16 protein-coding genes and 2 pseudogenes are annotated in these 12,749 nt (G+C 43.9%); 12 read left to right on the top strand and 6 right to left on the bottom strand.

The features are described from left to right. From ACE1AQ_RS09520 to ACE1AQ_RS09510, 3 genes and pseudogenes are all read left to right on the top strand, one after another. Positions 1 to 83 (top strand): annotated as a pseudogene (locus ACE1AQ_RS09520) (photosystem Q(B) 2 domain protein); the annotation flags it as partial. Between the two features lie 92 nt (positions 84 to 175). Beyond that, positions 176 to 406 (top strand): hypothetical protein, encoded by a 231-nt coding sequence (locus ACE1AQ_RS09515; protein WP_046663804.1) that lies wholly within the window; start codon positions 176 to 178, stop codon positions 404 to 406. Between the two features lie 2 nt (positions 407 to 408). Next, entirely contained in the window at positions 409 to 765 is a 357-nt protein-coding gene (locus ACE1AQ_RS09510; RefSeq protein ID WP_374808302.1) for a type II toxin-antitoxin system PemK/MazF family toxin, read from the top strand. Positions 766 to 1,162: 397 nt separating this feature from the next. On the opposite strand, the gene frr is transcribed toward ACE1AQ_RS09510, so the two are convergent. Both frr and pyrH read right to left on the bottom strand, forming a co-directional pair. Beyond that, positions 1,163 to 1,684: a ribosome recycling factor gene (gene frr, locus ACE1AQ_RS09505; RefSeq protein WP_371413461.1), complete on the bottom strand. Its 522-nt coding sequence runs from the start codon at positions 1,682 to 1,684 to the stop codon at positions 1,163 to 1,165. Between the two features lie 13 nt (positions 1,685 to 1,697). After that, entirely contained in the window at positions 1,698 to 2,420 is a 723-nt protein-coding gene (gene pyrH, locus ACE1AQ_RS09500; RefSeq protein ID WP_002732255.1) for a UMP kinase, read from the bottom strand. A 205-nt stretch (positions 2,421 to 2,625) separates the two neighbouring features. Here pyrH and ACE1AQ_RS09495 point away from each other — a divergent pair, with 205 nt between their 5' ends. Continuing rightward, on the top strand, positions 2,626 to 3,207 hold the full coding sequence (locus tag ACE1AQ_RS09495; protein WP_008199312.1) for a hypothetical protein: 582 nt from the start codon (positions 2,626 to 2,628) through the stop codon (positions 3,205 to 3,207). A 204-nt stretch (positions 3,208 to 3,411) separates the two neighbouring features. Here the strand turns inward: ACE1AQ_RS09495 and aroQ are convergent, their stop codons facing one another. Both aroQ and ACE1AQ_RS09485 read right to left on the bottom strand, forming a co-directional pair. Continuing rightward, positions 3,412 to 3,867 (bottom strand): type II 3-dehydroquinate dehydratase, encoded by a 456-nt coding sequence (gene aroQ, locus ACE1AQ_RS09490; RefSeq protein ID WP_008199320.1) that lies wholly within the window; start codon positions 3,865 to 3,867, stop codon positions 3,412 to 3,414. 42 nt (positions 3,868 to 3,909) lie between these two features. Then, positions 3,910 to 4,353 carry a hypothetical protein gene (locus ACE1AQ_RS09485; RefSeq protein WP_008199325.1) on the bottom strand — a complete coding sequence of 148 codons (444 nt, stop codon included), beginning with the start codon at positions 4,351 to 4,353 and terminating at the stop codon, positions 3,910 to 3,912. A 193-nt stretch (positions 4,354 to 4,546) separates the two neighbouring features. On the opposite strand from ACE1AQ_RS09485, the gene ACE1AQ_RS09480 reads away from it, so the two are divergent. Further along, positions 4,547 to 5,926 carry a Rieske 2Fe-2S domain-containing protein gene (locus ACE1AQ_RS09480; RefSeq protein WP_008199331.1) on the top strand — a complete coding sequence of 460 codons (1,380 nt, stop codon included), beginning with the start codon at positions 4,547 to 4,549 and terminating at the stop codon, positions 5,924 to 5,926. A 25-nt stretch (positions 5,927 to 5,951) separates the two neighbouring features. On the opposite strand, the gene ACE1AQ_RS09475 is transcribed toward ACE1AQ_RS09480, so the two are convergent. Then, positions 5,952 to 8,072 (bottom strand): serine/threonine-protein kinase, encoded by a 2,121-nt coding sequence (locus ACE1AQ_RS09475; RefSeq protein ID WP_106908504.1) that lies wholly within the window; start codon positions 8,070 to 8,072, stop codon positions 5,952 to 5,954. Positions 8,073 to 8,280: 208 nt separating this feature from the next. On the opposite strand from ACE1AQ_RS09475, the gene ACE1AQ_RS09470 reads away from it, so the two are divergent. The 7 genes from ACE1AQ_RS09470 (at position 8,281) to ACE1AQ_RS09440 (ending at position 12,614) form a co-directional block, all read left to right on the top strand. Next, positions 8,281 to 8,949: a hypothetical protein gene (locus ACE1AQ_RS09470; RefSeq protein ID WP_008199333.1), complete on the top strand. Its 669-nt coding sequence runs from the start codon at positions 8,281 to 8,283 to the stop codon at positions 8,947 to 8,949. A gap of 273 nt (positions 8,950 to 9,222) precedes the next feature. Continuing rightward, a complete protein-coding gene (locus tag ACE1AQ_RS09465; protein WP_008199335.1) occupies positions 9,223 to 10,392 on the top strand; it encodes an HhoA/HhoB/HtrA family serine endopeptidase in 1,170 nt (389 codons plus the stop codon). 318 nt (positions 10,393 to 10,710) lie between these two features. Continuing rightward, entirely contained in the window at positions 10,711 to 10,917 is a 207-nt protein-coding gene (locus ACE1AQ_RS09460; RefSeq protein WP_008199341.1) for a hypothetical protein, read from the top strand. Beyond that, on the top strand, positions 10,887 to 11,381 hold the full coding sequence (locus tag ACE1AQ_RS09455; RefSeq protein WP_232306150.1) for a mechanosensitive ion channel family protein: 495 nt from the start codon (positions 10,887 to 10,889) through the stop codon (positions 11,379 to 11,381). The genes ACE1AQ_RS09460 and ACE1AQ_RS09455 overlap by 31 nt, the downstream gene beginning before the upstream one ends. Before the next feature lie 465 nt (positions 11,382 to 11,846). Next, a complete protein-coding gene (locus ACE1AQ_RS09450; protein WP_253257654.1) occupies positions 11,847 to 12,143 on the top strand; it encodes a nucleotidyltransferase domain-containing protein in 297 nt (98 codons plus the stop codon). A 43-nt stretch (positions 12,144 to 12,186) separates the two neighbouring features. Continuing rightward, the gene (locus tag ACE1AQ_RS09445; protein ID WP_081504687.1) at positions 12,187 to 12,420 is read left to right on the top strand and encodes a hypothetical protein; all 234 of its coding nucleotides are present in this window, start codon (positions 12,187 to 12,189) and stop codon (positions 12,418 to 12,420) included. Between the two features lie 41 nt (positions 12,421 to 12,461). After that, positions 12,462 to 12,614, top strand: coding sequence for a hypothetical protein (locus ACE1AQ_RS09440; RefSeq protein ID WP_253257657.1), 153 nt, complete (start codon positions 12,462 to 12,464; stop codon positions 12,612 to 12,614). Here the strand turns inward: ACE1AQ_RS09440 and ACE1AQ_RS09435 are convergent. Then, positions 12,555 to 12,749 (bottom strand): annotated as a pseudogene (locus ACE1AQ_RS09435) (hypothetical protein); the annotation flags it as partial. The gene ACE1AQ_RS09440 and the pseudogene ACE1AQ_RS09435 sit on opposite strands and share 60 nt — an antisense overlap.

The following is a 12,749-nucleotide window of genomic DNA, read 5'->3' as shown; positions in this document are numbered from 1 at the left end:
GCAACGCTCACAACTTCCCCTTAGACTTAGCTAGTGGTGAACAGGCTCCTGTAGCTCTGACTGCTCCTGCTATCAATGGTTAATTCCTAGTCTGAACGAAAAGGCACTCCCGCGAGGGGGTGCTTTTTTGTTGTTAGAATTATGATATAGCTCAATGTTAAATGGAGTTAATTTTATGATATCCCCTCAAATTATTGAACTGGAACAAAAGTTACGAGACTGTTCTCTTGAAGATAAAAAATGGTTATTGGAGCAGTTACATCAACAATTAGGATTGAATAATCAAAAAACAACTAAACAACGATTAATGGATAGTTGGAATGAAGCTTATAGTGATGGATTGGACGAATCAGAAACTTTGATGTTAGAGGGAATACGCCATCATCAACGCCAATTATCTGAGTAAATATGACGATTTTTCAAGGTGATATTTATTGGATTGATTTAGGAGAACCACAAGGTTCTGAACCTGCTTATCTTCGTCCTTGTGTTGTGGTGCAAAATGATGCTCTGAATCAGTCACAAATTGGGACGGTTATTGTGTGTCCATTAACAACCAATTTGAGACGAGCAAAAGCCATTGGTAATGTTTTATTGAATGAGGGTGAAGGGAATTTACCTGAATCCAGTGTTGTTAATGTTTCACAGGTTTTCACGGTTGATAAACGTCTTTTAACGGAGTCTATCGGAAGACTTTCTCAGGAAAAAATCAAATTAATTATTCAGGGAATTAAGTTGGTTATTGAACATCAAGAACTCGAATAATAGGGGGTTATAAAAGGATTTAAAGAATCCATTAACATAAAAAAAGCGTACAGCATCGCCGCTCACGGTTACTTCGGACGTTTAATCTTCCAATAGGCGTTGTCAAATTGAAAGATGATCCGAATCAGCTTGGAACTGAAATTACTTTGATAGCAAGGATTGCATGCCATCTTTCATATTCTGATCTGATACCAAATCCATTTTTAAAAAATGATTATTTATTCCCTCTTTTGCCTATTGCCTATTGCCTGTCCTCATAAATAGCCTATACTCAGCGGATTTAGTATAAAACCCTTACCTCGTCTATATTTCCCATTTATTCAGCAGCCCCTAAATAGGGACAAAAAGCCAAATAGAACAGACAAAAAGCCTGTTCTATCAATTAGGAGAAAAAAACTTAAACGGTCATGATATCTTTTTCTTTTGTCGCTAATAAATCCTCGATTTTGGCGATAAATTTATCGGTGGATTTCTGCACCTGATCCTGTAAATCCCTGGATTCATCCTCAGAAATTTCGTGACTTTTTTCCTGTTTACGGATAGCATCGATCGCATCCCGGCGAATATTGCGGATCGCCACCTTTCCCTCTTCGGCTAATTTCGCCGCTAATTTGACCAAGTCCTTGCGGCGATCGCTAGTGAGGGGAGGGATATTCAAACGAATGGTCTGACCGTCATTACTGGGGGTTAAACCCACGTCCGAGAGAGAAATCGCCTTTTCGATCGCCCCCATACTGGTACGGTCGAAGGGTTGAATGGCGATCGTGGTTGCGTCGGGAGTGCTAATGGTCGCCAGGGACTTGAGGGGAGTTTCCATGCCATAATACTCCACCACGATCCGATCTAAAAGAGAAGCATTTGCCCGGCCAGTACGAATCGTATTAAAAGCTCTCTGGGTTGATTCGACGGTTTTCTGCATATGGTCTTGAACTTCAGCTAACTTCACAGAATCCTCCTACCAATGTTCCAACGGGTTCACCTTTGACAGCGCGAACAATATTACCTGCTACCGACAGATCGAAAACGACTATCGGGATATTATTTTCCTTGCACAGAGCGATCGCAGTTCCGTCCATCACCCGCAGATCATGGGTCAGCACATGACCGTAGGTGAGACTTTGAAAGCGTCGCGCATTAGGGTTGTGAGAGGGATCGGAATCATAAACCCCATCCACTTTCGTCGCTTTAAACACCACTTCCGCATCGATTTCGGCAGCGCGCAGGGCTGCCGTGGTATCGGTGGTAAAGAAAGGATTACCCGATCCCGCACCGAAAACCACCACCCGACCTTTTTCCAGATGACGGATGGCCCGCCGGCGGATGTAGGGTTCAGCTAATTCCTGCATAGCGATCGCCGTTAATACCCTGGTCGGTACTTGCGCTCGTTCTAGGGCATCCTGCAAGGTCATAGCGTTCATGACTGTTGCTATCATACCAATATAATCGGCCGTAGCCCGATCCATGCCGGCCGAGGCGGCTTTCACCCCGCGAAAAATATTGCCCCCACCGACCACGATCGCCAATTGGATGCCTTGGTCAACCACTTCGGAGATTTCCTGGGCGATAGCGGAAACCACCATCGGGTCGATCCCATAGCCGAGATTGCCCATCAGGGCCTCCCCACTCAGTTTTAATAATACCCGCTTGTACGCCATGCCCTTACTACCACTCGCTAAAACAAGATCTAGATAATTTTTGTCTCCCCATAAGATAGCAGGTTTTGGCCTTGATTTAAGCTGACCAGTTTACTCTCCCCCGGGGCCGACAAGTTAAGATTAATAAATCTTTTCCTTGGGAAATTAGTATTTAGTGATACCTTTGTTATTAAGGGAAGCTTAGTTTTATTGAGAATTAATAACCGTGGTCAGCGATCGATTACTATTGGTTAACAAAAACAATCAAAGGGACGCTAAAACCGATACCTTTGATTGGATGTATGAGTTTCAGGATGGAACTCGTCTGATGGGCAAGGTTTGCGGTTACTTAGACCCCGATAGTAATCGTCTTCTTGATCCCGAAAACTGCAGCGCTATCTACCAGAATGCCCAAGGACAAGTGCTTAGTCGTTGGCAAGCTGGAGATTTTATCACTTTTGAACTAACCACCACCGGGGAAGATCTCCTGATCGTGGCTTCTAATGACAATTGTACTGGTAATAGTCTCTGTTTGGTTTCGGGCATTAGTCGCAGCTGCGCTCAAGTTACCGATGAAGGAAAATCCCTTGTCCGGGAGGTTTTTCAATACCCTGCTTGGTCTTTGCAGGGCGATAATAGCATTTCTAAGCCAGCTTTCAGTTGGAATTGTTCCGTATCTCCCTTTTTTCCCTTTGTTTCCCTGCGTTTTAATCTCCAGTCCACCGGCAGCAAAAAGTTCTATCGTTGGACGGTTTCCCCCTATTTTCCCTTTTGTCCCCTCTTAGAAGTGGTAGAATCCCTTGCCTAATTAGGGTTTGCGGCAAAAAGTTTTTCGGTGGGGGCAGGGGGGGTGTAGGGTTTTAGAGATTTTGAGGGGGTCAATTACCTAATTTTCAGGGAAAAAGTCCCTGAATTTTCCACCCGATCACTCCGGGATCTGGTACTTTTTGGAAACCAAAAAGTCTAAAAGTCTTACCCAACAAGGTTTTTAGATTTATTGAGCAAGCCCTAATTAGCCTTCTCTATTCTTTTGCAGATAATCGACTAAGGCCCATAATCCTAGGCGATAACTTTCGGACCCAAAACCGCTAATCTGTCCGATGGCTATATCGGCAATGTAGGAATGATGACGAAAAGACTCGCGTTTGTAAATATTGCTTAAGTGTACTTCCACACAGGCCATTTTTGTGCCTAATAGTGCGTCGCGGATGGCGATACTGGTATGAGTATAAGCTCCCGCATTAATCAAAATACCGTGCTGCTGACCCCATGCTTGCTGAATCCAGTCCACTAATTCCCCTTCCTGATTGGACTGATGGGCAGTTAAATTCACCCCTAAACGGGTAGCTTCTTCGCTTAAAAACTGGTTAATCGTCTCTAAATTAACGTTACCGTAGAGATTCGGCTCTCTTTTCCCCAATAGGTTTAAATTCGGTCCGTGCAGAACCAGAATGCTTAGTTTATTCACCAATCTCCCCCATCTAGACCACGAGAATTAATCTTATCTCGATCAGGGACTATTGCCGATCAAGAAAATTTTTGCCGCTACGGTAATCACTGCACCAATAGTAGCACTGAGCGCACCGACAATGATCGGCAGAATCAGACCTCGGAATCCCTGGAGGTCAGAAATAGCTTTAATCATGGTAGCCTGTTCACTTTCCACCTTTTCGAGTCGTTTATCCATCCCTCCGACTTTCTCGGTTAAAGCGACCAATCCTATCGATTTAACTTGTTCGTTTTCCACCTTTTCGAGTCGTTTATCCATCCCTACGACTTTCTCGGTTAAAGTAGCTAATCCTATCTCTACTTTATTTAATCTTTCATCGATTCTGTCAAAGCGCTCATCAATCTTGTCAAATTTTTGATTAACGTCCCTTTGTAGATTATCTATTTTTCCCTCGATCCTGGTCAGAATAGTTTCTAGGGAATAAGTGACGGTTTCTCCGGACATTCTGGTAAACTCCCCTTAGTTTTATCTTGATCCTTCTCCCATTCTCGCTTTATCCATGGGAGACTACCCTTTAATTATCACCCCAAAATGTAGTGCCAGTGTTTGTTTCCCCAGCAGATACCGGCATCTGTCCCCTTTTGTCGATTAAATTTGTTAGATTTTGGAGGAGAAATGTTAACTTATTTTAAAATTTATGCTGACCAGCACTGCTGCCCATCCCGTCGGGGGAACAGATATCGATCGCTTTGATTGTCGTCAAGTTTGGTATCCTATCTACTACGTCAAAGATTTAGACAAAAAGCAGCCCCAACGCTTTACCCTACTAGAAGAGGATTTAGTGATTTGGTGGGACAAAAATCAGCAAGAATGGCGAGTTTTTGAGGATAAATGTCCCCATCGCCTCGCTCCTCTCTCAGAAGGTCGTCTTAACGAAAGCGGACATCTAGAATGTCCCTATCACGGTTGGTCTTTTTCCGGGGGAGGAAACTGTGAATTTATTCCCCAACAACCAGAAAACAGTCAAGCTAACACCTCTCGACGCGCTTGTGTGCGGTCTTTACCCACGGCTATCCGTCAGGGATTATTATTCGTTTATGCGGGTAATCCCGAAAATGCTCCCCTGACTGCGATTCCAATTATTGAACCCCTGGAGGAGGATGCTGATGCTTGGATTTGTTTGGATACCTTCCGAGATCTACCCTACTCGGCCGTCACTTTAATCGAAAATATTATTGATTCTAGTCATGTTCCCTATACCCATCATCTCACCATCGGTAATCGGGCCAATGCCGCTCCTATGGAATTAGAAATTATCGAGTCCAATCGTCAGGGATTTAAGGGAATTTGGCCCGAAGGACCGCGTAAAGGTCAATTAGGTCAGCAATACAGCAATTTTATCGCCCCCGGATTAATTTACCACGATCTCACCTCGGAAAAGTTTGGAAGGACTTTAACAGCTGTCTATGCAACCCCCATCCGTCAGGGAGAATGTCGTCTCTTTGCTCGTTTTCCCTTTAAATTTAACTCTAAGCTGCCGAAATTCTTCATTAAGCTTACTCCCACTTGGTATTCCCACATCAATCAAAATGCTATTCTCGAAGATGATCAGATTTTTCTCTACTATCAAGAGCGTTATCTGCAAGCTCGGGGGGATAGTCGGAATTTTAGTCAAGCTTGTTATCTCCCCACCAAAGCGGATTTATTCGTGTTCGAGTATCGCAATTGGGTTAATCAATACCAAGCTGATCCTTTTGCCGGTCAACCTTTCCCCCCCCTACAATCAAAAGAGATTCTCCTGGAACGCTATCACTCCCATACCAAAAATTGTGCTGTTTGTCAAGGGGCTTTAAAAAATATTAATCGTCTCCGGGGGTTAACATTAGCGATCGCCATTATTCTTGGTCTATCTTTACCACTTTTAGCCCTAATTTTCGCTCAATCGGCCCTCCTTCCCGTGACAGTGCTGACAGCATTAACTGTCCTTATGGTGGCAGTTTATTGGCGCTTGGGAGAACTGATAAAACAGTTTTATCAAGGACGGGAATTATTGCCGAGAAATACTGGTAAAAAGTGATAAAGCTGCCGAAAAAGAGCGGAAGTTAGGGAACTGGTTCCTCACTATCCACTTTCGGGGTTTGGTTTTGGAGAGATTGCTGAAGTTCTTGCCAGCGAGTTTCTGCCAGTTGTTTTTGTGTTTGCACTTCTCGGTCATTGGAACGATAACGCAGTGATTCTTGATAAGCTTGAATCGCTCGCTCGTATTGACCGAGTTTAAAGCAACTATTGCCTAAACTTTTCCAGGTTTCGGGGTTATCTTTTTGTCTTTGAATCGCCTGTTGATAGGCGTTTATGGCTTGGGAATAGTCGCCTAAACGATACCAAGCGTTACCGATACCGATAAAAACTTCGGCTTTTTGGGAAGAAATACGGCGAGCTTTTTCGTAGGAGACGATCGCTTCTTGAAATCTTTCCATTTGATGAAGTAATGCCCCTTGATTTAACCAAGCTTGATAATAATTAGAATTGGCCTCAGTTGCTTGCGTAAATGCCTGCAAAGCTTCTGACTTGCGGCCTAATTTTTGCAGAATAATCCCTTGACTATAGTGAGCTTGGGAAAATTGGGGATTAAATTGTCCAGCTTTGCTATAACTTTCTAAGGCATCATTAATTCTATTTAATTGATAGAAACTATTACCTTTTTGATACCAAATTAAGGCATTATCTGGTTCGATCACCAGAGCCTGATCGTAGGCTTTAACTGCCCCTTCATAATCCTCAAGATTCTGTAATGACCAGCCTTTTTTATACCAGATTTTGGCATCATTTTGTTGAAAAGTTAACAATTTTTCCAGAGCTTTTTGGGCGGCGGAATATTGTTGCAGTTCTAGATAGATATCGGCCTTACCTTGCCAAGCTTGACTAGCGGCAGCATTAAGAGATAGGACCCGCTCAAAACTTTCTAAGGCCTCCTGATTTTTGCCTAATTTATCTAAAGCTTCTCCGCGACCGAGCCAAGCTTGCCAAGCGGAATCTGGGTTAATTTGAATAGCTTTCTCGTAGGTATTTAAAGCTTCCGAGTATCTTTGTAAAGCCAATAAAGTATCGGCTTTTCCTTGCCATGCCTCAAGATAATCGGGATTAATTTTTAAGGCTTGACCATAGTAATTGAGGGCATCGGTATAGCGTTTAAGTTGATAAAAAGTCTGACCTTGTTGATAGTAATCAAGAGAATTACGGGAATTTTGCCAATAATTAAAACCTAGATAAGCACCAGCTATTAAGCCAATTGTCCCGGAGACAAACAAGATTTTTGTTAGCCAAGATTTCCCTTGACGAGCAACCTGACCTTGAGGTTTCACATAGGTAGTTTTCGGCTCGAGATGATGAATTTTACCTAATTTTCTCAGATCGATTAATGCTTCACTGGCACTGGTATAACGCTGACGAAAATCATAGCGGATCATGCGCTCGATAACATAACTAAACTCGGCGCTAGTCATGGCCAAATGTTGCCAGAGAATTTCCCCCGTGCGATCATCCAGTGGAATCTCTTCGGGATTTTTAGCGGTTAAAGCTTGTAATCCAATAATACCAGTGGCATAGATATCGCTACTAAAACGCGGATAACCTTGGGCCTGTTCACTGGGGAAATAACCGGGGGTTCCGATAGCGACTGTAGAAACGGTTTTACCTTCTTTAACCACTTGAGTGCTAATTTGTTTGACAGCACCAAAATCAATTAAAACCAATTGATCATCTTGACGGCGACGAATAAGATTGAAGGGATTAACATCGCGATGGATCACCTGTTTCTGATGGACAAATTCGAGAATTGAGAGAATTTCTGTTAATAAAGCCACCACTTTCCCTTCATTTTGCCTATAGACACCGGCAGTAATTTCTCTGGCTAAATCTTCCCCTTCAATGTATTCCTGCACGAGAAAAAATTGCCCATTTTCCTCAAAATAAGCAAATAAACGGGGAATATGACGATGAATGCCCAATTCTTGCAGGATTTTCGCCTCGGTTTCAAAGAGTCGTCTAGCGATGGCTACAGTTTCGGCATCCCGGCACTGGGGTTGAAATTGTTTGATCACACAGCGATTTTGATTGGGTAACTGGCGATCGCAGGCTAAGAAAGTCTGTCCGAATCCCCCTTTTCCCAATTGACGGATAATCTGGTAGCGATGACTAAGGATTTTTCCGGCAGCGAGTTCCATAGACGATGGCAATCCAAGGTTTTTTACTATTCTAGGCTTTTCGGCTTTCTTTTGCGGTCGCTGGACAAAATGCGGCAACTCTCCCATTCTACTTTTTTCCCTATAGAGAGGGAAAAAATTCCCTGTGGAGGGGACTGACATGACAGACAGAAAAAAATAATCTAGAAACAGAGAAGGTTCACTGTTGTTTTTTGAGAGGATAACCGCTATGTCTATCAATCCTGTTACTAGAGCCGGCACAGCTTTACTAATTACCCTGCTCATGGGGTCGATGTCCGGTACTTTTCCCGTCCTCGCTCAAAGTAATGTTAATCGGCCACGTCTGATCGCTCAACAAATCTCGATTCCGGCGGGAACAGTTATCCCTTTGAATTACGAGAAAGCCGATAAAATTTTAGTTTCTAAAAGTGATGTTATTCCTCTGACTTTAACCGTAGCCAGAGATATTCGTGACCGGAATGGGAGTGTGGTGATTGCAGCGGGAAGTGAAGTTAAGGGTACTTTAGAAGCGGCGGGCCGAGGTGTGCGCTTTATTGCCGATGAAATTGCCCTCGATGGGGGTAATCGTACTATTCCCCTCAATGCCACTTCGCGATTAATTACTACCACTGAAACCGTGCGTAAAGGGGCAAAAACTCAAGATATCTTAGCGGGAACCGTCGCCGGTGCGGGGGCAGCCACAGCGATTGCTGCTCTCACAGGCGATCGCAAGATTGAAGTTCTCGATGTCTTAGCGGGGGCAGCCGTGGGAACCCTTGCAGGATGGGGTTTACCGACGGCGGGAATTGTCGGTGGTAGTTCCGCGCAGTTATACTCTGTTAACCCTGATCGAGATTTAAATATTACCCTGCAATCGCCCCTAGTGATCAGAGATTAGTAAACGGCAAACCATCACCAAATCCGCCAGCAGACGGATTTGGTGTCAACTCATTGGTTAAGCTGTTCGTAATTTAAATTGCCTGTTGAGATGAGGCAAGAGGCAACAGTAAAGGGATTGGGGGAGATTCGGCTAATCTAAAAATAAGCGATTTAAATACGTCTTAGCTTATTTCTGGATTTAATCGGAGCGATGGATTTGTTAGATTTTTAATAGTCGGTCTGTCAACCGATAGACAGAAATAGTTAAAACATCAGAATCAGAGATCAAAGTATGAAACTTCCTACAGGGTTACGGCGAACTATTACCCACGCTTTGGCAACTTTTCTGGGAGTTATGCTCGGTTTTAGCAGTTTAGCGGCGGTAAATGCTCAAAATCTGCCCACTGCTGCCACCGATCTGGCCAGAATCCCCCCAGAGATGACGGCGGAAAGTTTTGTCGCTAAGGCAGTGGCCCGCACAGGTGCGGCAGTGGTGCGAATTGACACCGAAGCGATCATTACTCGTCCCAATAGCCCCTTTTTTGATGATCCTTTTTTTCAGCAGTTTTTTGGGGAACAGTTTCGTGTTCCCACCCAGCAGCGAGTGGCGGGCCAGGGATCGGGTTTTATTATCGATGGCAGCGGTTTAATCTTAACTAATGCCCATGTGGTCGATAATGCCGATAAGGTAACGGTAACTTTAAAAGATGGTCGTAGCTTTAAAGGAGAAGTACGCGGTACTGATGAGATCACTGATTTAGCCGTAGTGAAAATTAATCCCCAAGGGGAAAATTTACCTGTAGCCGTCCTCGGCAATTCCTCATCCATACAAGTGGGGGACTGGGCGATCGCAGTAGGCAATCCCGTCGGTCTAGATAATACGGTAACTTTAGGAATTATTAGCACGATCGGGCGCTCGGCGGCTAAGGTGGGTATTCCCGATAAACGCATTGATTTTATCCAAACCGATGCCGCTATTAACCCCGGCAATTCCGGCGGTCCTTTACTCAACGCCCAAGGGGAAGTCATCGGCATCAATACGGCCATTCGTGCTGATGCCATGGGCATCGGTTTTGCCATTCCCATCGACCGGGCCAAACAGTTACAAGCGACCCTAGAATCAGGTCAAAAGGTGGCCCATCCCTATATCGGTGTGCAGATGGTTAACCTAACTCCCGATTTAGCCCGGGCTAATAATCAAAACCCCAATTCTCCCATGATCGTGCCGGAAGTGTCGGGAATTTTGGTGGTGAAAGTCCTACCCAATACCCCCGCCGAAAAAGCCGGCATCCGTCGCGGGGATGTGATTGTCAAAGCTAATAATCAACCGGTTAGCGATGGCGGTCAGTTACAGGAAATGGTGGAAAAAACTGGAATCGGTCAATCTTTACCCCTCAGAATCAGAAGGGGGGAAAGGGCGATCGATCTCACCGTAATCACCGCCCAAATGTCAAATCAGTAATCAGTTATCAGTAATCAGTAATCAGATGTAAGTTTTCAGTTTATTGTTTACTGTTCACTGAAAAATCCCCCCATCAGCAAATCGGGTTTTTTCCTTGAGATGGTTCTCGGTTTTTGCTCTCGCCCCTATAATCTGTGTGTAAATTAGCTTGATTTCTTTGCGAGGATAATAACTATGGATCCGGCTCAAGTTAGCAATCAAGTGTACTTTATCAGGGATTTAGCGATCAGCTTCGGGGCGAAATTAATCGGGGCGATCCTACTCTGGTTTATCGGTAAATGATTAATTAATCTAGCGATTAATCTGCTCAAAACCAGTTTGGCTAAGGGCAACGTCGATCCTACCATCATTAGATATATCATTTCTTTCATCCTCATTGCCCTGCAAGTTGTCCTGATCGTGGCGATTTTGGGCTTTTTTGGCGTTGAAACCACCTCTTTTGCCGCACTTTTAGCCGCTACTGGTATTGCGATCAGGGCCGCTTGGGGGGGCTGTTGGCCAATTTTGCCGCCGGGGCTTTTCTAGTTATGTTCCGTCCCTTCAAGGTGGGCGATTTTGTCTCTGCGGGAGGTATAACTGGCACGGTGGACGAATTGGGTTTATTTGCCACTACTATTAACACTCCTGACAACATTAAAACTGTAGTCGGCAATAACAGCATTTTTTCTGGGAGTATTCAAAATTTTTCCGCTAATCCCTATCGTCGTGTGGAGTTGACCGCTCAATTAAGTCACGGGGTAAATGTCCCAGAAGCGATCGCTCTGTTAAAGGATAAAATTAGCCGTATCCCCAATGTTTTGACTGATCCCGCTCCCGATGTGGAAATTTTAGAATTTAATCCCTCCGGACTTCTCTTAGCAGTACGTCCCTATTGCAGTAACGATAACTATTGGCAGGTCTATTTTGACACTAATAAGGTTATCTATGAATCCTTCGGTGAAGCGGGCTATCCTATTCCTGCTACCCACACGGTTTTACACAATCGATAGACCGGGTTAAGCGAAGACCAGTTTTATACAGCTTTTCTGATCAAAATAAAGTATAAACTGATACCAAATCTGTTTTTGTGCGATTAATTCCCAATCCAAGTTTAAAGACCCACTTTCCACTCCCCACTCCCCACTCTCCTATACTTTTTAAACAGGATTTAGTATTTATCCGATTAGTGACGAGAGTAGTCTTCATTCTTCCCTGTCACCCTATTCTATAGCGAGCGGTCAATCGGCTTTGTTGTTCTCTCGCTCATCGGTTCAAAGGTAAAGGGGGTGAGGCGTGGATCTGTTGATGCCGTTTGAGGCTACCAAGAGATGAGTATGTTAAAGTGTACGGACACTTTTTCTGGGATTTAGTTGCTCTTTGCTTCCTCCGCATTTGATAATAAACATAGACAGACGCTACGGAGATCGATCGATATCTCCATCGGATTCTCGCCATTTTTTTGATAGGAGCTAAATATGAATAGGCTAGTAGAAAAAATTACGGCTATTGTCGAAAAACTACCGAATTTAAAACTATTAATTCTCTTCGGTTCTAGAGCGCGTGGAGAGCATAGACCTGATAGCGATTGGGATTTCGCTGTTTTATACGAGGAAAGAAGCGCTCAAAAGGATATTTCGAGTCTATTGAAAATTTATACACTGCTCGAACAAGCTTTAGAGATTCCCGAGGACAAAATTGATGTGGTTGATTTAAAAGAATGTTCGCCGATCCTCGCTCATTATGTTGCGCGGGATGGTCGAGGGCTCTTCTAGGTTCTGTGTGATCAGCTTAACTTACCATAGGATCGATCGATCTTTGTGTCCTCTGTGTCTGGAGTGGTTCCTTCCACTCCCTCGCCAGCAGGAATGTATCTTAGAATACATTTTACCCACCAAATCCAAGAGAGCCGGTCGAGTTCTATACGAACGGGAAACGGGACTATTCGAGGGATTTAAAGAAAAATTTATCATGAATCCTGAAGAATCGAAAGCGTTATACCGTCAATTACGGAATAATCTAGAGATTTCTCTACGAGAAAAAGGAGTGTAAATGCTATTGAACCTCTGATTGCGATAGACGAATTAAACCTCATGAATCAATACCTCGCCGAACTTAGCGAGTACGGTTCGATCACCTTAGAGGATTATCGTACATTGAGAGAACGTCAATTAGCCATAGAAAGGTTAATTCAGCTTATCGTTCAAACTGGCGGTGGTGATTGGGTAGTAGTGATGGCTGCTTAATCCTTTGCTTTGCTGTGCATTGTAGTCATGGATAAAATACCAAAGGGTTCCCCAACGTGATTCTCCATTTTTTTAGAGAAAGATAGACTCTCTCTCACCAGCCGAGAAATCCTTTGTCGAAAGGTATTATTTAAT

Source organism: Microcystis sp. BLCC-F209 (assembly GCF_041928595.1).
Classification (GTDB): Bacteria; Cyanobacteriota; Cyanobacteriia; order Cyanobacteriales; family Microcystaceae; genus Microcystis.
The sequence above is the reverse complement of the archived record's forward strand: the minus strand, read 5'-3'. Positions and strand labels throughout refer to the sequence as shown.